The following is a 17,589-nucleotide window of genomic DNA, read 5'->3' as shown; positions in this document are numbered from 1 at the left end:
ACATAGGTGGAGGGGCCAGACTGTACGAGGCCCGACCCTGACTGGAGACTCCTGCGTGCGCACTGTTCCTACTTTTCTCACCCTGACGGCAGTTGCCGCCATCGCCCTGACCGGATGCGCTGCGTCGCCCGACACGGAGGCGACGCCCACGGCGACGACCGCCGCGATCGAGTGCACAGACCCCGGCACTACCTCGGATGCGGTGACCGTGACCGGTGACGCCGGCGTCGAGCCGACCGTGACCTTCGACACGCCCCTGGCTGCCGAGGCGACCGAGCGCACCGTGGTCACCGAAGGCACCGGCGACGCCGTGGTCGAGGGCGATTCCGTCTCCATCTCCTACGCCGCGTACAACGCCACCACCGGAGCCAAGCTCAGCGCTGCCGGCTACGGCGACGAGGCCGGCCTCACGGTCAACGTCGTGGACAACCAGAGCGTGATCTCCGGAATCCTCAAGGGCGTGGCCTGCTCCAACGTGGGCGACCGGGTGGCCGTGGTCATCCCGCCCGCCGACGGCTTCGGCGACACCGGCAACACCGACCTGGGTGTGGCCGCGACCGACCAGATGCTCTTCGTGATCGACGTCAAGGACAAGGTGCCCACCCGCGCCACCGGCGAAGACCAGAAGCCGCTGGACGGCTTCCCCACGGTGGAACTCGCCGATGACGGCGCACCGACCGTGACGGTTCCGGAGACAGACCCGCCCACCGAACTCGCAGTCGAGGTGCTCAAGAAGGGCGACGGCGCTGTCGTTGCCGATGGCGGCACCGTCACCGTGCAGTACGCCGGAGTGATCTGGGGCACCGGCAAGGTGTTCGACCAGAGCTGGGGCGGCGGCGGACCCACGTCGTTCTCGACCTCGGAGGTCATCGCCGGCTTCGGCCAGGGCCTGGTCGGCCAGACCGTCGGCTCGCAGGTCGTCATCGTCATCCCGCCGGACCTGGGCTACGGCGACACCGGCAATGACACTGCCGGCATCAGCGGCACGGACACCCTCGTGTTCGTCGTCGACATCCTCGCCACCGCGTAACACCCGCTCGACCGGCCCCGCCGATCACGACTGTCCCGATACCTCGGGGCGACCGTGGCCGGCGGGGCTTCGTCGTGCCGGCAGACCGGCGGGCCGTGCCCGCGTCGTGCAGACGACCTCGCGAGGTCTCGACAAGCTCGACCAGCGTGTGCTGGCGACCCCCTCGCTGGTCGAGCCTGTCGAGACCCGGCGACCCGGCCCCGCGCGTCGTGCCCGCCTCGCTGGTCGAGCCTGTCGAGACCCGGCGACCCGGCCCGCGCGTCGTGCCTGCGTCGTGCGGACAGCCTCGCGAGGTCTCGACAAGCTCGACCAGCGTGTGCTGGCGACCGCAAACCGGCGGGCGGTCAGACGGCGAGGGGCGGGCGCTCCAGGTCGTCGCCGTGGGCGGCGGCCGGGTCGGTTCCCACGCTGATGATGGCGTTGTTCCCATCGACGTGCACCACGGTGGGCTGATACGCCCTGGCCTTCTTCGTGCTCATCTGGGCGTAGGAGATGATGATCACCAGATCGCCCTCGTGCGCCATCCGGGCCGCGGCGCCGTTGACGCCGATCACACCGCTGCCGCGTTCGCCGGCGATCAGATAGGTCTCGAAGCGGGCGCCGTTATTGACGTTCACAATGCTCGCCAACTCGCCCGGCAGCAGGTCGGCCGCGTCGAGCAGGTCGAGGTCGACGGTCAGAGACCCCACATAGTGCAGGGCGGAGTGCGTCACGGTGGCGCGGTGGATCTTGGATTTGAACATGGTGCGGCGCATGGGAGCGAGGCCTTTCGAGGATCAACTTCTCCACGATACGCGCCCCGACGGGTGGAATGTCAGGGGGTCGAACTAGAGTCGGTCGAATGCCCACCTCCAACGCCTCCTCCTCGCCCCTACCCGCGGCCCTCGCCGCCCATCCCGGCGCCGACGGCTTCGTGCGCGTGCGCGGGGCTAGGGAGAACAACCTGCGCGACGTGAACGTGGACGTGCCCCGTGACGCCATCGTCGCGTTCACCGGCGTCTCCGGCTCCGGAAAGTCGTCGCTGGCGTTCGGCACCATCTTCGCCGAAGCGCAGCGCCGGTTCTTCGAGTCCGTCGCCCCATACGCTCGCCGGCTCATCCAGCAGGGCCACACCCCGCACGTCGACCTGATCACCGGCCTGCCGCCCGCGGTCGCGCTGCAGCAGCGCCGTGGCTCACCCAGCTCTCGCTCCACGGTGGGCACCGTCACCACGCTGTCCAACTCGATGCGGATGCTGTACTCCCGCGCCGGCACCTATCCAGCCGGGTCCGACCTGCGCCTGGATTCCGACGCCTTCTCACCCAATACGGCAACGGGGGCCTGCCCGCAGTGCCACGGGCTGGGCATCTCCCACACCGTCACCGAGCCGCTGCTGGTGCCCGACGCGAGTCTGAGCATCCGCGACGGCGCCATCGCGGCCTGGCCGGGCGCCTGGCAGGGCAAGAACCTGCGCGACGTCACCGCGGTGCTCGGCTACGACATCGACCTGCCCTGGCGAGAGCTCAGCCGCGAGGCCCGCGACTGGCTCCTCTATACCGAGGAACAGCCCGTCGTTGAGGTCACCCCACAGCGGGACAGGGTGGCCAAGCCCTACAAGGGCCGGTTCTGGAGCGCGAAGAGCTACGTGATGCACACGCTGGCCGACTCAAAGAGCGCTCAGATGCGCCAGCGGGTGCTCCCGTTCGTGGAGACCGGGCCGTGCCTGCTCTGCGGCGGCAGCGGCCTGCGTGCCGAGGCCCTCGCGGTGACGTTCGCCGGTCGACCGATCAACGAGCTCAACGCACTCACCCTCATCGAGCTGGCCGACGTCCTCCGCCCCACAGCGGAACTCACCGATGCAGCCGGCTCACACCGATCCATCCAGTCCGGCGAGGTCACCGAGGTGGCCGTCACCGTGGCCGGCGACCTGGTGCGTCGGCTGACGGTGCTCATCGATCTCGGGCTGGGCTACCTCAGCCTGAGCCGCTCCACCCCCACCCTCTCCCCGGGCGAGATGCAGCGCCTGCGCATCGCCACCCAGCTGCGCAGCGGCCTGTTCGGCGTGATCTACGTGCTCGACGAACCCTCCGCCGGCCTGCACCCCGCCGACGCCGAACCACTGCTGGTGGTGCTCGAACAGCTCAAGGCATCCGGCAACTCGGTCTTCGTGGTCGAACACAATATGGACGTCGTGCGACGCGCCGACTGGCTCGTGGACGTGGGCCCCAAGGCCGGCGACGGCGGCGGCGAGGTGCTCTACAGCGGGCCGGTCGCCGGCCTGGCCGAGGTCAAGACCTCGGTCACACGCGGCTACCTGTTCCCGACCAGCCCGGGCGAGGCGGCACCGGCACCGCGCCAGGCCGCCGCCTGGCTGGGCCTGACCGGCGTCACCCGCCACAACCTGGTCGATCTCGACGTTCGGGTTCCCCTGGGCGTGCTCACCGCCGTCACCGGGGTCTCCGGGTCGGGCAAGTCGACCCTGGTCAGCAAGGTGCTCGCGGATGCCGTGGGCAGGGAGCTCCGCGAGGGCTCTGTCGACGCCGTGCCCGCCGTCGCGGCCGTTGCCGACGACGAGTCGACCGACGAGGACGAGGCCGGCACCGACCGGGCCGCCACGATCGTCGATGCCGTGACCGGCGCCGGCGCCATCGACAGGCTGGTGCGCGTGGACCAGAAGCCGATCGGCCGCACCCCGCGGTCCAACCTGGCCACCTACACCGGCCTGTTCGACGCCGTGCGCGCCACCTTCGCGGCCACGGCTGCGGCGAAGGCGGCCGGCTACACCGCCGGCCGGTTCTCCTTCAACGTGCCGGGCGGCCGCTGCGACACCTGCCAGGGCGAGGGCTTCGTGGCCGTCGAACTGCTCTTCCTGCCCGGCAGCTACGCACCCTGCCCGGCCTGCGGCGGCTCCCGCTACAACGCCGAGACCCTCACTGTGCTCTACAACGGCAAAACCGTGGCCGAGGTGCTCGGCCTCACGGTCGACGCGGCCGCCGAGTTCCTCGCCGACGTGCCCAGCGCATCCCGCAGCCTGCAGACCCTGCGCGAGGTGGGCCTGGGCTACCTGCGCCTCGGCCAGCCCGCCACCGAGCTCTCCGGCGGGGAGGCGCAGCGCATCAAGCTGGCCACCGAGCTGCAGCGCGCCCGCCGTGGCCACACCCTCTACCTGCTCGACGAGCCCACCACAGGCCTGCACCCGGCCGATGTGGAGCTGCTGATGACCCAGCTGGGCCGGCTCGTCGACGCCGGCAACACCGTGGTCGTGGTGGAGCACGACATGGGCGTGGTGGCCGCCGCGGACTGGGTCATCGACCTGGGCCCGTCCGGCGGAACCGCCGGCGGGCGCATCGTGGCCGAGGGCACTCCGGCCGTCGTCGCGGCGCATCCGCACAGTCGCACGGCGCCGTATCTCGCCGCACGCTTGGAGCCTGCTGTGTAAAGAGCGCTTGCCCCGGTCAAACGGGACTTAAGTCCCCATTCCCGGCTCAGCACCGAATCTAAGCTGAGCCGGGAGTTGAGATCAATGAAGCGCAGCACGCTGTTCCGCCGGCCCGCCGCCGCACCGCTCGACACGAGCCGGGCGGGCGATTTCGGTTATCTGCAACCCGGCGAGATCTACCTCGACGCTGCCTGCCAGAGCCTGCGCCCGCAGCCCGTGATCGACGCCCTCACCGACTACTACACGAGTTACAACGCCTGCGGCGGCCGGGTGAAATACGCCTGGGGCCAGAAGGTCGACGCGGCCGTGGCCGACACCCGCCAGGCTGTGCTCGGCCTGCTCGGGCTCTCCGCCAGAAGCCACGCCGTCTCGTTCACCCTCAACACCAGCTACGGCCTCAACCTGCTCCTGCAACAGTTACCGCTGGGCCGCTTCGACAGGGTCGTGACCAGCCACATCGAGCACAACTCGGTGTTCCTGCCCACCATCACCGCTGCCCGCCGGCTGGGCGTGGAACGCCTGGTGCTCGACCGGGCCACCGACGGCGCCCTGCTCTACGAGCCCGCGCAGCTCGAGAAGGCCGTTGTCGTCGTCAACGCCGTCTCCAATATCGACGGCCGCCAGCTCACCAACCTGGCCGACCTCGTGCGCGACACCCACGCCCGCGGCGGCATCGTGATCGTCGACGCGGCCCAGGCCATGGGCCACGGCCGGGCCCTGCTGCAGAAGACCGAGGCGGATGCGGTCTGCTTCTCCGCCCACAAGATGTACGGCGCCAGCCTCGGCGTCGTCGTTGCCCGGCACGAGCTGCTCACCTCCCTCGAGCTCACCTTCGTGGGCGGCGGCATGGTGGCAGACGCTCGCGAGGAGGACTTCGACCTCGTGCAGGGTGACCCGGCGGCGCTGCTCGAGCCGGGCCTGCAGGCCTGGGGCGAGATCATCGCGCTCGGCCTGGCGATCGAGTGGCTCGGCAGCGTGCGCCCCGGCGGCCTCTCCCCCGCAGAGCACATCAGCGGCCTGTCCCTGCGGCTGCACGACGGGCTCGCCGACATCCCCGGGCTCACGCTGCTCGGCACCGAGGTGAGCCCGGTGATCAGCGTCTACGCCCCGGCGCAGGACTCGCACCGGCTCGCGGTGTTCCTCTCGCACTCGCAGATCATGGTGCGCAGTGGCTACTTCTGCGCCCACCACTACCTCAAGGAACAGCTCGGGTTCGGCCCGCTGCTGCGCTTCTCCCTCGGCCTGCACTCGACCGAGTCGGACATCGACTCGGCCACCCAGGCCCTCGCACGGCTGATGAAAGGCCTCCACTAAGTGTTCTGTATCGCCGCGTTCATCATCCTCGTCGTCATGGCCGCCTTCTCGGCCCGGTACCGGCGTTACGTCGGAAAGGCCTGGAACTGCACCTGGCGCCGGGTCACCTTCCGCCCCTGCGACACCACCTTCAAGCAGGACGTGAAGGACCACCTGCTCGCCCCGATCGCCGCCCGCCGGCCCGGCCTGGTGCGCCCGGCCAGCATCGGCCTCGAGATCCTGGCCGTGCTCGTTCTCGTCACCACCATCTGGTCGGGCTACACGGTGGTCAAGAGCGCCGTCAACCTCTACGTCTACGGCACCTGCAACAAGCAGGACTCGGCATCCTGCACCCTCGGCGCCGAGGCGTGCTCGATCCCGGATGAGACGCCCGGCTTCATGGAGTCGCTCGGCGCGTTCGACGTCATCGGCGCGTTCGGCAACGAGTTCGCCAGCCTCGGCGAGACCTTCGCGGCCATCCCGGCCCGGTTCCAGACCTGGACGGCCGAGGACTACCTGCCCGCGAACGCCAGCTACCTCACCGAGGACGACGCGAACCCCACCGCGGTCGAGGTCATCGACCCCGGCTGCACCTTCTGCCGGGCGCTCTTCCAGAACATTGAGGAGTCCGGCTTCGAGTCCACCCACAACCTCACCTACATCGCGTACCCGATTGCCGGCACCGACGGGTACAAGTTCCCCAACTCGCTGCTGGTCACCCAGTACCTCGAGGCCCTCCGGCTGCACCCGCTGGACGGCGCGGACACCCCGGTGGACTGGCAGATCCTCGAGCGTATCTTCACCGAGAAGGCCGAGACCGGGCTGCCCTGGCAGGACACCATCAACGCGATGGACGCCACGGAAGCCACCGCGACCCTGACCGACTGGCTGGACGAATTCGGCCTGAGCCCCGACCAGATCGACGTCGTGGTGGCCGAGGCCGCCTCCGACACCGTGGCCGACATCATCACTGCCAATAAAACCCTCGTCGAAGAGGACATCGCCACCGTGAAGATCCCCACGATCATCTTCGACGGCCGCCGCCACGACGGTCTGGTTTCGGTAGACGGCCTGCAGTAACCCTTCGCGAGCCGTGAGTTGAGCCCTAAAAATCCCGGATTTTTGGGGCTTTCCTCACGGCTCGCGAAGGGTTGAGCCGGCCGACTCCTGCACGAACTCGATGAGGGTGGCCTCGATGGTGGAGTACGCCCAGCCGTAGGCGGCATCCTCATCGCCGGCGACGATGGCGGCGGCCAGGTCGTTGTGGCGGTGCGCTGAGGCCGGGGTGTACTCGGTGATCGTGAAGCGCTTCTCCTGCTCCCTGGTGCGCAAGAGCGCCGCCACGGTGCCAGCGAAGTGCCCCATCACGGCGTTGCCGGAGCCCTGCAGGATCAGGGTGTGGAAGTCGACGTCGGCCTCGAGGTAGCGCCGGCCGTCCTGCGCGGTGTCGGCCTCGACCATGACGGCGGCGGCCCGGGCGACGGCGGCGCGCTCGGGCGCTGTCATCAGCCGCGCGCTGAGCCTGGCGGCCACGGGCTCGATGCCCAGGCGCAACTCGAGCATCTCGCGCATCTGGGCGAAGTAGTCGCCCTGGCCGCGCCACTGGATGATCTGCGGGTTGAACAGGTCCCACGACCGCCGGGCCAGCACCTGGGTGCCCACCCGCTGGCGCGGTTCCACCATGCCCACCGACTGCAGCACCCGCAGGGCCTCGCGCAGCACCGAGCGCGAGACGGCGAACCGTTCGCTCAGCCTGTCGAGATTGAGGATGTCGCCGGGCGCGTAACTGCCGTCCACGATCTCCTGACCGAGGGCGTTCACCACTCGTGCGTGCAATCCCCGGTCGCGCCAGGTTTCATCGCCCACTGCAGCCACTGTCACACCCTCGCTCATCCGGCGCGAGCCCGCCGCGCCGATCCATCCTCGTCTGCGGCATCGCAGACTGCACCCGCGGCGATCTTGACCGCATCGCCATCGTTGTGTAACACTTCATAAATCCGATTAATCAGATTAATCGGATCACGTGCTTCCTCCTTCACTATGCCGCATCACGCGCCGTGAGGGGACCGCGTGTTCAGCACTATGACGATGAGGTCGCAGGGACGCGGCCTCGGAACGGATTTCGAGATGAACGTGACCCGCGCAATTCAGGCCGTGGAACCAGTGGTTCCGGCCGGCAGCACCCTGCAACTCATTCTCGCGGCGGTCATCGGCGTCGCCGTGATCATCGTGCTCATCACCTGGCTCAAGGTGCATCCGTTCCTGGCCCTCTCCATCGGCGCCGTCGGCGTGGGCGTGGGCGCCGGCATGGCCCCGAACGCCGCCGTCACCAGCTTCGGCGCCGGCTTCGGCGCCACCATGGCCGGCGTGGGCGTGCTCGTGGGCTTCGGCGCCATGTTCGGCAAGCTGCTCGCAGACTCCGGTGGAGCCGACCGCATCGTCGACGCGCTGGTCAGCCGCTCGAGCGTGCGCACCCTGCCGTGGACCATGGCGCTCATCGGTGGCCTGATCGGCCTGCCGATGTTCTTCGAGGTCGGCCTGGTCCTCCTCATCCCCGTCATCATCCTCGTGGCCCGCCGCAGCGGCCAGTCGCTCATCCGCATCGCCATCCCGGCGCTGGCCGGCCTGTCGGTCATGCACGGCCTCGTGCCGCCGCACCCCGGCCCCCTCGTGGCCGTCACCACCCTCAGCGCCAACCTCGGCCTCACCCTGGCCATCGGCGTGCTCATCGCCATCCCCACCGTGATCGTCGCCGGCCCGCTGTTCAGCAAGTTCGCCAGCCGCTGGGTGCAGGTGCCGGTTCCCGAGATGTTCATCACCGCCGCCGACCAGGGCCTGGAAGAGAACATCAAGCGCCCGAGCTTCATCGCCACGATCTCCGGCATCCTGCTGCCCGTCGTGCTCATGCTCGCCCGCTCGATCGCCGACGCCCTCAACCCCGGTTCGACCGACCCGCTCAACTCCGCCCTCGACTTCCTCGGCACCCCGATGATCGCCCTGGGCATCGCCGTGATCTACGCCATGATCGTCTTCGGCCGCGGCGGCGGCATGGACCGCGCGGCCGTGTCGAAGTCCCTCTCCGACTCCCTGCCGCCCATCGCGGGCATCCTGCTCATCGTCGGCGCCGGCGGTGGCTTCAAGCAAGTCCTCATCGACACCGGCATCGGTACCGTCATCGCCGACGCCGTCAACGGCTCGAGCATCTCGGTTCTCGTGCTGGCCTGGGTCGTTGCCGCACTCGTGCGCGTCGCCACGGGGTCGGCCACCGTCGCCACCGTCACGGCCGCCGGCATCCTCGCCCCTGTCGCCGCCAGCCTGGGGGCCACGGATGTGTCGCTCATGGTTCTCGCCATCGGCGCCGGTTCGCTGTTCCTCTCGCACGTCAACGACGCGGGCTTCTGGTTGGTCAAGGAGTACCTGGGCACCAACGTGCCGCAGACCCTCAAGACCTGGACGCTCATGGAGTGCATCATCTCCGTCACCGGCCTGGCCGGTGTCCTCCTGCTGAACATTGTGATCTAGCCATGTATGAGAATCAGCAGCCCGTGCTCGTGATCATGGGCATCTCCGGATCCGGCAAGTCCACCGTGGCGGGCATCCTCGCCGGCCAGCTCGGCTGGGACCTCGAGGAGGGCGACGACCTGCACCCGCAGGAGAACATCGACAAGATGTCCTCCGGCGAGCCGCTCAACGACGAGGACCGCGCGCCGTGGCTCGACACCATCTCGTCGTGGATCATCGAGCACACCATGGCGGGCGTGCCCGGCATCATCACCTGCTCGGCGCTCAAGCGCCGCTACCGCGACGTGCTGCGCGAGCACAACGTGATCTTCGTGCACCTCACCGGATCGAAAGACCTGATCGGGCGGCGCCTGGCCACCCGGCACGACCACTACATGCCCACCTCGCTGCTCGACTCGCAGGTGGCTACGCTCGAGGTGCCCGGGCCCGACGAAAACGCGATCACCATCGACGCGGGCCGCAAGCCCGCCGAGGAGGCCGCCGAGATCGTGCGCCGCCTGGGCCTCACGCCCAGCCCCGGTTCCTCCAGCTTCGGCGCGCGCGACCCCGGCCGGTCCTCGGTCGCCCGCCCCGCGGTCTGACCTTCTCCCGGCAGCCCACCCCATGAGTGGCCCATTTTCGCTAGTGAGCGGCACCCCCGCACTAGCGAAAGTGGGCCACCCTTGTTGGGGCCGGGCGGAGCGCGCGCGGCCGAACCAGAGACCGGCCCATTTTTGCTAGTGGTGGCGGGCTCCTCACTAGCGAAAATGGGCCACCCTTGTCGGGGCCGGGCGGGTCAGGGCAGGTCGGGATGCCCGGCCGGCAGGGCGTGCCGCTGGCCGGCGGCGTGCAGCTTCTGGTTCTTCGCCTCCCAGTCACCCAGCGCCTGGCGCACCGGGCCCAACGCCCGGGTTTCGGGGCAGGCAGCGGTCGACTTGCCGCATCCGCAGCGCTGTGGGTCGGCCGGGGTGACCTGGTGCAACCTGTCGATCTGCCAGAGCACGGCCATCGCGGCATCCGTGCGGCGCTGGCCCAGCTCGGCCTTGCGTTCGGCACGCTTGAGCACCTCGGTCTCGAGCAGGCCGCGCAGGGCCGCATCGGGGCCGCGGTCGAACCGGCCGGCCACGATGCCGGTGAGCTCGGCCACCTGCGCGGCGAGCGCGGCGATCTCCGCGTCGCGCTCGGCGATCGTGGCGGTGGTGGTGGTGGCGAGCTCCTGCAGGGTCTCCTGCTGCGCGGCGAACTGTCCCAGCCAGAGCTTGATGTGATCGGTGTCACGCTGCTCGGCCTTCTCGGCGCCCAGGTGACGCAGGCAGTGTGTGCACACCACCTGATCGGTCGCCGAGGTGAAGTGGAACGGCTGCAGCGACTGGCAGCAGAAGCACTGCGCCAGCACGTTCACGTACAGCGGATACGAGTGGGCCACGGGCTCTCCTGGGTCGAGGTGCTGCCCCCGAGCCTAGCCGGGTGCCCCCGCGGCCCCATTCGCGAAAGCGGGGAAATGGTCACCACAGCCCAACCAGGCAGCCACATGACCGCTCTCGCGAACTCAGCATCTCGCGAGAGCGGGGAAAGGGTCACCACAGCGCAGCGAAGCAGCCGTATGACCGCTCTCGCGGAACTCGCGTGCGGGTACGGGCGTGGGTGGGGTCAGTGCAGGCCGGCCCGCATCGCCAGCCCCCGCACGAAGGCGGCCTGGCCGGCATGCTCCAGGTCGTCCCCGATCACGCTGACCAACCGCACGGCCAGGGTCACCGCTGGCGTCCAGCGGGTGTCGACGATGCGGCTGAAGTCGTCCTCGTGCAGAGTGCCCAGATAGTCGATCGTGCGTTCGTGCACGGCGTCGAAGTAGCCGAGCAGCAGGTCGGCGCCGGCGCGCACCGCGGCCACGTCGGCCGAGCTCTGGCCGTAGCCCGTCGCGGCGGCCGCGAACGGCAGGTTGAAGCGCTTCTGCCAGCCGCCGGTCGTCCAGACCTGGGGCTCGCCCATCAGGTCGGCGACGTGGTCGTCCTGCACGCGGGTGAGGTGCCAGATCAGCCAGCCGATGGTGTTGGCCTCGTGATCGGCGCGGTACTCGAGCAGCGCGGGGCCGGCGCCGACGAGCACCGCATGCACGGCTTCGCGCACCCGGCCGAAGGCATCCGTCATCAGGTCGGTCGAAAGCATCCCGGTACCTCCACTGGCTCACTGCCCACCCTAAACCCGACGTCAAGTTTCCTGCGGCGTGGCGAACTGTCTCGTATACGAGACACCAACCGGTTGAAAGGCGCTGCGCCGCCGCCCGCGCAGGAGTCAGATAGGAGCATGCACACCGTCGACACCGTCCTTCCCGCCGCCACCATTGCCCCGACCCCGGTCACCGTGGGTACGGGGCCGGTCACCGTGGCGGATGTCGTGGCCGTCGCCCGCCACGACGCCCCCGTGCTCATCGGCGAGGACGCCCGCGCTGCCGTGGCCGCCAGCCGCGCCATCATCGAGGTGCTCGCCACCGACGTGGCACCGCACTATGGCATCTCCACGGGCTTCGGCGCCCTCGCCACCACCTTCATCACCGCCGCCGACCGCACCCGGCTGCAGCAGAGCCTGGTGCGCTCGCACGCGGCCGGCTCCGGCGCGGAGGTGGAACGGGAGACCGTGCGCGCCCTCATGCTGCTGCGCCTGTCGACGCTGCTCACCGGCCGCACCGGCATCCGCCTGTCGACCGCCGAGGCGTACGCCGGCATGCTGAACGCCGGCATCACCCCGATCGTTCGCGAGTACGGCTCGCTCGGCTGCTCGGGCGACCTGGCCCCGCTGGCTCACTGCGCCCTGGCCCTGATGGGTGAGGGCAGCGTGCGCGACCGGGCCGGCGTGGAACTGCCCGCGGCCGCTGCCCTCGCCGCCGCCGGACTCGAGCCCGTGCTGCTGGCCGAGAAGGAGGGCCTGGCGCTGATCAACGGCACCGACGGTATGCTCGGCCAGCTCAGCCTGGCCCTGCACGACCTGCACACCCTGCTCGCCACCGCCGACGTGGCCGCGGCGATGAGCATCGAGGCCCTGCTCGGCACGGATGCCGTCTTCGCCGCCGACCTCGCGAGCCTCCGCCCCCAGCTCGGCCAGCAGGCCTCCGCCACGAACCTCCGCCACCTGCTCGCCGGCTCCCCCATCGTGGCCAGCCACAAGGGCCCGGAGTGCACCCGGGTACAGGACGCCTACTCGCTGCGCTGCGCCCCGCAGGTGCACGGCGCCGCCCGCGACACGATCGACCACGCCGGCCGCATCGCCGACCGCGAACTGGCCAGCGCGATCGACAACCCCGTCGTCACCATCGACGGCCGGGTCGAATCCAACGGCAACTTCCACGGTGCCCCGGTCGCCTATGTGCTCGACTTCCTCGCCATCGCCGTGGCCGACGTGGCCAGCATGTCCGAACGCCGCACCGACCGGATGCTCGACCCGGCCCGCAACAACGGCCTGCCCGCGTTCCTCGCCCACGACGTGGGAGTCGATTCCGGCCTGATGATCGCCCAGTACACCGCCGCGGGCATCGTCTCCGAGCTCAAGCGCCTGGCCGTGCCCGCCTCGGTCGACTCGATCCCCTCCTCGGCCATGCAGGAGGACCACGTGTCGATGGGCTGGCACGCCGCCCGCAAGCTGCGCACCGGCATCGACGGGCTCGCCCGGGTGCTCGGCATCGAGGTCATGACCGCGAGCCGGGCCCTCGACCTGCGCGCGCCCCTCACGCCGGGCCCGGCCACCGGAGCCGTGCTCGCCGAGGTGCGCCGCGAGGTCGCCGGCCCCGGCCCCGACCGGTTCCTCTCCCCCGAGATCGAGTCCGTGGCCGCCTCCGTGCGGAGCGGCGCCGTGCTCTCCGCCGCCCAGAGCGCCACCGGCGACCTGTACTGATTCACCGACCCCTCCCTTCAGCTCTCGAGAAAGCAGACCCCGCTCATGCCCGACCTGACCGAGACCGGCCCCACCAGCCCCACGATGACCACAGCGACGGATGCCCCGCCCACCGACGCGCATCCGCCCCGCATCGTGCGCGCCGCCCGCGGCACCACCCTCACCGCCAAGAGCTGGCAGACCGAGGGCCCGCTCCGGATGCTGATGAACAACCTCGACCCCGAGGTGGCCGAGCACCCGGAGAAGCTCGTCGTCTACGGCGGCACGGGCAAGGCCGCCCGCAACTGGGAGGCCTATGACGCCATCGTGCGCACCCTCACCACGCTGGAGAAGGACGAGACCCTGCTCGTGCAGTCCGGCAAGCCGGTGGGCGTGTTCCGCACCCACGAGTGGGCGCCGCGGGTGCTGATCGCCAACTCCAACCTCGTCGGCGACTGGGCCACCTGGCCCGAGTTCCGCAAGCTCGAGGCCCTCGGGCTCACCATGTACGGCCAGATGACCGCCGGGTCCTGGATCTACATCGGCACCCAGGGCATCCTGCAGGGCACCTACGAGACCTTCGCCGCCGTGGCCGCGAAGAGGTTCGGCGGCACCCTGGCCGGCACCCTCACCCTCACCGGCGGCGCCGGCGGCATGGGCGGCGCCCAGCCGATGGCCGTGACCCTCAACGAGGGAGTGGTGCTCATCGTCGACGTCGACCCGACCCGGCTTCAGCGTCGGGTGGAGCGCGGTTACCTCGACGAGATGACCGCCGACATCGACGACGCCATCGCCCGGGTGCTCGCCGCCAAGGCCGAACGCCGGCCGCTCTCGGTGGGCCTGGTCGGCAACGCCGCCACGGTCTTCGCCGAACTGCGGGCCCGCCAGGTGCCCATCGACATCGTCACCGACCAGACCAGCGCGCACGACCCTCTGGCCTACCTGCCAGAGGGCGTCACGGTCGCCGAGTGGCACGCCTACGCCGCCGAAAACCCCGAGGAATTCACCCGCCAGGCCCGCGCCACCATGGCCAAGCAGGTGCAGGCCATGGTCGACTTCCAGGATGCCGGCGCCGAGGTCTTCGACTACGGCAACTCCATCCGCGCCGAGGCGCTGCTCGGTGGCTGCGAGCGGGCATTCGACTTCCCCGGCTTCGTGCCGGCCTACATCCGGCCGCTCTTCGCCGAAGGCAAGGGCCCGTTCCGCTGGGCGGCCCTCTCGGGCGACCCGGCAGACATCGCGGCCACCGACCAGGCCATCGTCGAGCTCTTCCCGCACGACGAGCACCTGCGCCGATGGATCACCGCCGCCGGCGAGAAGGTGCAGTTCGAGGGCCTGCCCGCCCGCATCTGCTGGCTCGGCTACCAGGAACGGCACCTGGCCGGCCTCAAATTCAACGAGATGGTCGCCTCCGGTGAGCTGAGCGCCCCGATCGTGATCGGTCGGGACCACCTGGATTCCGGCTCCGTCGCCTCGCCCTACCGCGAGACCGAGGGCATGAAAGACGGCTCAGACGCCATCGCCGACTGGCCGCTGCTGAACGCGCTGCTCAATACCGCGTCCGGTGCCACCTGGGTCTCGATCCATCACGGCGGCGGGGTCGGCATCGGCCGCAGCATCCACGCCGGCCAGGTGATCGTGGCCGACGGCACCCCGCTGGCCGCCGAGAAGATCGCCCGCGTGCTCACCAACGACCCGGGCACCGGCGTGATGCGCCACGTCGACGCCGGCTACGAACGCGCCGAAGAGGTGGCCAGGGAGCGCGGCCTGCGGGTACCGATGTGGGAGACGGATGCGCCGGCGCCGGCCGCCACGGATGCGCCGGATGCCTGACCTCGTCGCCCACGGTGTGCTCGCCGGCCTCGACGAGATCTCCGGCACCGGCCGCGACCAGCGCGCCGGCGGCTACTCCCGGCACCTCTGGCAGAGCGCGGAGCTCGACCTGCGGGCCTGGTTCACCGAGCGCGCCGAGCGGCTGGGCCTGGCCGTCGAGACCGACCGGAACGGCAATATCTGGGCCTGGTGGGGTGCCCCGGGGCGGGATGCCGTTGTCGTCGGCAGCCACCTCGACTCGGTGCCCGGCGGCGGCGCCTACGACGGACCACTCGGGGTGGTCTCCGCCCTCGACGCCGTAGCCCGGTTGCAGGCCGCCGGTGTCGTGCCCACCCGGCCGTGCGCCGTGCTGGTCTTCGCCGAGGAGGAGGGCTCCCGCTTCGGGGTGGCCTGCCTGGGCTCCCGGCTGCTCTCCGGCGCCATCGACGCCGACAAGGCCCGGGGTCTCACCGACCGGGGCGGAATCACCTTTGCCGAGGCCGCCGTCACGGCGGGCCTCGACCCCGCCCACCTGGGCCGCGACCAGGAGGCCCTGGACCGCATCGGCATATTCCTCGAACTGCATGTGGAGCAGGGTCGCGGTCTCATTGACCTGGCCGAGCCGCTCGCGGTGGCCTCGTCGATCCTCGCGCACGGCCGCTGGCGGTTGAGCTTCACCGGCCAGGGCAACCACGCCGGCGCCACCCTGATGACCGACCGCCGCGACCCCATGGTCGCTGCCGCCCACGCCATCGTGGCCGTGCAGCAGGCCGCTCTGGACAGCCCCGGCGCCCGCGCCACGGTCGGCCGCATCGAGGCCGTGCCCGGGGGCACCAACGTCATCCCCTCGGCGGTGCACGCCTGGCTCGACGCCCGGGCCGAGACCGACGGGCAGGCCCGCGCCGTCGTGGCCGACATCACCGCCCGGCTCGATTCACCCCACGCCGGTTGCGCCGCCACCGTGACCGAGGAGTCCTGGACGGGTACCGTCACCTTCGACCCGGAGCTCGCCGCCCGCCTGGCCCTCGCGCTCGGCGGCATCCCGGCGCTGCCCACCGGCGCCGGGCACGACGCCGGCGTGCTCGCCGCCCGGGTGCCCACGGCCATGCTTTTCGTGCGCAACCCCACCGGCATCTCACACTCGCCCGAGGAGTTTGCCACGCTCGAGGACTGCCTCGCCGGTGTCGAGGCGCTGGACACCCTGCTGCGGGAGCTGCTGTGACCACGGCCGCGGTGGACCGCGGGCCGGTGACCTACTGGTGCGAGACGCTCCTCGTCGACGGCGTCGCCGTCCCGGGCGTGCGCCTCACCGCGGGCGCAGACGGCCGCATCACCGGCCGGGCCGACGACGTGCCCGCCGAGCCCGCCGACGTCCGCCTCGGCACCGTGCTGCCCGGTCTGGCCAACGCCCACTCGCACGCCTTCCACCGAGCACTGCGCGGCCGCACGCACAACCAGGGCGGCGACTTCTGGCGCTGGCGCGAGTCGATGTACCAGGTGGCGCAGGCGCTCACCCCGAAGCTCTACCTCGAGCTGGCCCGGGCCGTCTTCGCCGAGATGCTCGTGAGCGGCTACACCGCGGTCGGCGAGTTCCACTACCTGCACCACCAGGAGGACGGCAGCGTATACCCGCAGGCGCATGCGATGGAACTCGCATTGGCGACGGCGGCCCGCGAGGTCGGTATCCGCCTGGTGCTGCTCGATACCAGCTACCTGGCCGGCGGTCTCGGCACCCCGCTGCGGCCGGAACAACGCGGCTTCGGCGACGGCTCCGCTGCCGGGTGGCTGGGCCGCTGGGCCGCGCTGGGCACGGCGATCGAGACGGATGCCGCGGCCCGGCCGGCCGACCCCGTCCTGGTTTCCGTCGGCGCGGCGCTGCACTCGGTGCGGGCCGTGCCGCGCGACGCCATACGCGAGATCCTCGCTGGGCTGCCCGCCACCGTGCCGCTGCACATCCACCTCTCTGAGCAGCCGCAGGAGAACGCCGACTGCCTCGCCGCCTACGGTGCCACACCCACCGCCGTGCTCGACGGGCTCGGCGCGCTCACCCCGCGGTTGAGTGTCGTGCACGCCACCCACCTCTCCAGCGAGGACCTCACCCGTCTCGGCAGCGCCGGGGTCAACGTGGTGATGTGCCCCACGACCGAAGCCGACCTCGGCGACGGCATCGGCCCGGCGCGCGCCCTGGCGGACGCGGGCGCTTCGATCGCCCTTGGCTCCGACCAGAATGCCGTCACCGACCCGTTCCTCGAGATGCGCGGCCTGGAGATGGGCGAACGCCTGGCCTCCGGCTCCCGCGGCCGGTTCAGCCCGGCCCAGCTGCTGCGGGCGGCCAGTGCCGACGGTTACACGGCCCTCGGCCTCGGCCGGGCCCGCCTGGTGCCGGGCGACCCGGCCGACCTCGTCGAGATCGATGCACACAGCATCCGCACCGCCGGCGCTGAGGCCGACCAGCTGGTGTTCGCCGCCACCGCGGCCGATGTGCAACGGGTGATCGTGGCCGGCCGCATCGTGGCCGACACCGGTCGCCTGGTGGGCACCCTTGCGGCGGCGGCCACACCCAACGGCTCGCCGGCGCGGCTCCTGCGCGAGGCCCTGGCGGCCCTCAACACACGGCGCTCTCCCACATGATCACCCCCACGCGCGCTTACTGTTCCCCGTGCGGACAATT

14 protein-coding genes are annotated in these 17,589 nt (G+C 70.8%); 10 read left to right on the top strand and 4 right to left on the bottom strand.

Going from position 1 to position 17,589, the window contains the following annotated elements:
- The first annotated feature begins 55 nt into the window (after window positions 1-55).
- Window positions 56-1,030 (top strand): FKBP-type peptidyl-prolyl cis-trans isomerase, encoded by a 975-nt coding sequence (locus BJQ94_RS00405; protein ID WP_265399463.1) that lies wholly within the window; start codon window positions 56-58, stop codon window positions 1,028-1,030.
- 344 nt (window positions 1,031-1,374) lie between these two features.
- On the opposite strand, the gene panD is transcribed toward BJQ94_RS00405, so the two are convergent.
- Window positions 1,375-1,785 carry an aspartate 1-decarboxylase gene (gene panD / locus BJQ94_RS00400; RefSeq protein WP_265399462.1) on the bottom strand — a complete coding sequence of 137 codons (411 nt, stop codon included), beginning with the start codon at window positions 1,783-1,785 and terminating at the stop codon, window positions 1,375-1,377.
- A gap of 86 nt (window positions 1,786-1,871) precedes the next feature.
- On the opposite strand from panD, the gene BJQ94_RS00395 reads away from it, so the two are divergent.
- From BJQ94_RS00395 to BJQ94_RS00385, 3 genes are all read left to right on the top strand, one after another.
- On the top strand, window positions 1,872-4,448 hold the full coding sequence (locus BJQ94_RS00395; RefSeq protein WP_265399461.1) for an excinuclease ABC subunit UvrA: 2,577 nt from the start codon (window positions 1,872-1,874) through the stop codon (window positions 4,446-4,448).
- An 84-nt stretch (window positions 4,449-4,532) separates the two neighbouring features.
- Window positions 4,533-5,762 (top strand): aminotransferase class V-fold PLP-dependent enzyme, encoded by a 1,230-nt coding sequence (locus BJQ94_RS00390; RefSeq protein WP_265399460.1) that lies wholly within the window; start codon window positions 4,533-4,535, stop codon window positions 5,760-5,762.
- On the top strand, window positions 5,763-6,821 hold the full coding sequence (locus tag BJQ94_RS00385) for a hypothetical protein (RefSeq protein ID WP_265399459.1): 1,059 nt from the start codon (window positions 5,763-5,765) through the stop codon (window positions 6,819-6,821). It begins immediately after the preceding gene.
- Between the two features lie 54 nt (window positions 6,822-6,875).
- Here BJQ94_RS00385 and BJQ94_RS00380 read toward each other — a convergent pair whose 3' ends face one another.
- A complete protein-coding gene (locus tag BJQ94_RS00380; RefSeq protein ID WP_265399458.1) occupies window positions 6,876-7,607 on the bottom strand; it encodes an FCD domain-containing protein in 732 nt (243 codons plus the stop codon).
- A gap of 261 nt (window positions 7,608-7,868) precedes the next feature.
- Here BJQ94_RS00380 and BJQ94_RS00375 point away from each other — a divergent pair, with 261 nt between their 5' ends.
- Both BJQ94_RS00375 and BJQ94_RS00370 read left to right on the top strand, forming a co-directional pair.
- Window positions 7,869-9,263, top strand: coding sequence for a gluconate:H+ symporter (locus BJQ94_RS00375; RefSeq protein WP_265399457.1), 1,395 nt, complete (start codon window positions 7,869-7,871; stop codon window positions 9,261-9,263).
- Between the two features lie 2 nt (window positions 9,264-9,265).
- Window positions 9,266-9,844, top strand: a complete 579-nt coding sequence (locus BJQ94_RS00370) for a gluconokinase (RefSeq protein WP_265399456.1) — start codon at window positions 9,266-9,268, stop codon at window positions 9,842-9,844.
- A gap of 194 nt (window positions 9,845-10,038) precedes the next feature.
- Here the strand turns inward: BJQ94_RS00370 and BJQ94_RS00365 are convergent, their stop codons facing one another.
- Window positions 10,039-10,668 (bottom strand): hypothetical protein, encoded by a 630-nt coding sequence (locus tag BJQ94_RS00365; RefSeq protein ID WP_265399455.1) that lies wholly within the window; start codon window positions 10,666-10,668, stop codon window positions 10,039-10,041.
- Between the two features lie 224 nt (window positions 10,669-10,892).
- A complete protein-coding gene (locus BJQ94_RS00360) occupies window positions 10,893-11,408 on the bottom strand; it encodes a DUF664 domain-containing protein (protein ID WP_265399454.1) in 516 nt (171 codons plus the stop codon).
- Between the two features lie 138 nt (window positions 11,409-11,546).
- Between BJQ94_RS00360 and hutH the strand changes: the two genes are divergently transcribed.
- The 4 genes from hutH to BJQ94_RS00340 all read left to right on the top strand — a co-directional run bounded on the left by hutH (window position 11,547) and on the right by BJQ94_RS00340 (window position 17,549).
- Entirely contained in the window at window positions 11,547-13,127 is a 1,581-nt protein-coding gene (hutH, locus tag BJQ94_RS00355; RefSeq protein WP_265399453.1) for a histidine ammonia-lyase, read from the top strand.
- An 84-nt stretch (window positions 13,128-13,211) separates the two neighbouring features.
- Entirely contained in the window at window positions 13,212-14,939 is a 1,728-nt protein-coding gene (hutU, locus tag BJQ94_RS00350) for a urocanate hydratase (protein WP_265399524.1), read from the top strand.
- Complete coding sequence (locus BJQ94_RS00345) at window positions 14,932-16,140, top strand: allantoate amidohydrolase (RefSeq protein ID WP_265399452.1); 1,209 nt, start codon at window positions 14,932-14,934, stop codon at window positions 16,138-16,140. The genes hutU and BJQ94_RS00345 overlap by 8 nt, the downstream gene beginning before the upstream one ends.
- Window positions 16,137-17,549: a formimidoylglutamate deiminase gene (locus tag BJQ94_RS00340; protein WP_265399451.1), complete on the top strand. Its 1,413-nt coding sequence runs from the start codon at window positions 16,137-16,139 to the stop codon at window positions 17,547-17,549. Before BJQ94_RS00345 ends, BJQ94_RS00340 begins: the two co-directional genes overlap by 4 nt.
- Window positions 17,550-17,589: the final 40 nt, after the last annotated feature.

The sequence above is a fragment of the Cryobacterium sp. SO2 genome, from assembly GCF_026151165.2.
Classification (GTDB): Bacteria; Actinomycetota; Actinomycetes; order Actinomycetales; family Microbacteriaceae; genus Cryobacterium.
The sequence above is the reverse complement of the archived record's forward strand: the minus strand, read 5'-3'. Positions and strand labels throughout refer to the sequence as shown.

What these genes read in the sequence shown, in the direction of transcription:
- panD (WP_265399462.1), bottom strand. Translation starts at nt 1,785, where the DNA reads ATGCGCCGCACCATGTTCAAATCCAAGATCCACCGCGCCACCGTGACG.
- BJQ94_RS00395 (WP_265399461.1), top strand. Translation starts at nt 1,872, where the DNA reads ATGCCCACCTCCAACGCCTCCTCCTCGCCCCTACCCGCGGCCCTCGCC.
- BJQ94_RS00390 (WP_265399460.1), top strand. Translation starts at nt 4,533, where the DNA reads ATGAAGCGCAGCACGCTGTTCCGCCGGCCCGCCGCCGCACCGCTCGAC.
- BJQ94_RS00375 (WP_265399457.1), top strand. Translation starts at nt 7,869, where the DNA reads ATGAACGTGACCCGCGCAATTCAGGCCGTGGAACCAGTGGTTCCGGCC.
- BJQ94_RS00370 (WP_265399456.1), top strand. Translation starts at nt 9,266, where the DNA reads ATGTATGAGAATCAGCAGCCCGTGCTCGTGATCATGGGCATCTCCGGA.
- BJQ94_RS00360 (WP_265399454.1), bottom strand. Translation starts at nt 11,408, where the DNA reads ATGCTTTCGACCGACCTGATGACGGATGCCTTCGGCCGGGTGCGCGAA.
- hutH (WP_265399453.1), top strand. Translation starts at nt 11,547, where the DNA reads ATGCACACCGTCGACACCGTCCTTCCCGCCGCCACCATTGCCCCGACC.
- hutU (WP_265399524.1), top strand. Translation starts at nt 13,212, where the DNA reads ATGACCACAGCGACGGATGCCCCGCCCACCGACGCGCATCCGCCCCGC.
- BJQ94_RS00345 (WP_265399452.1), top strand. Translation starts at nt 14,932, where the DNA reads ATGCCTGACCTCGTCGCCCACGGTGTGCTCGCCGGCCTCGACGAGATC.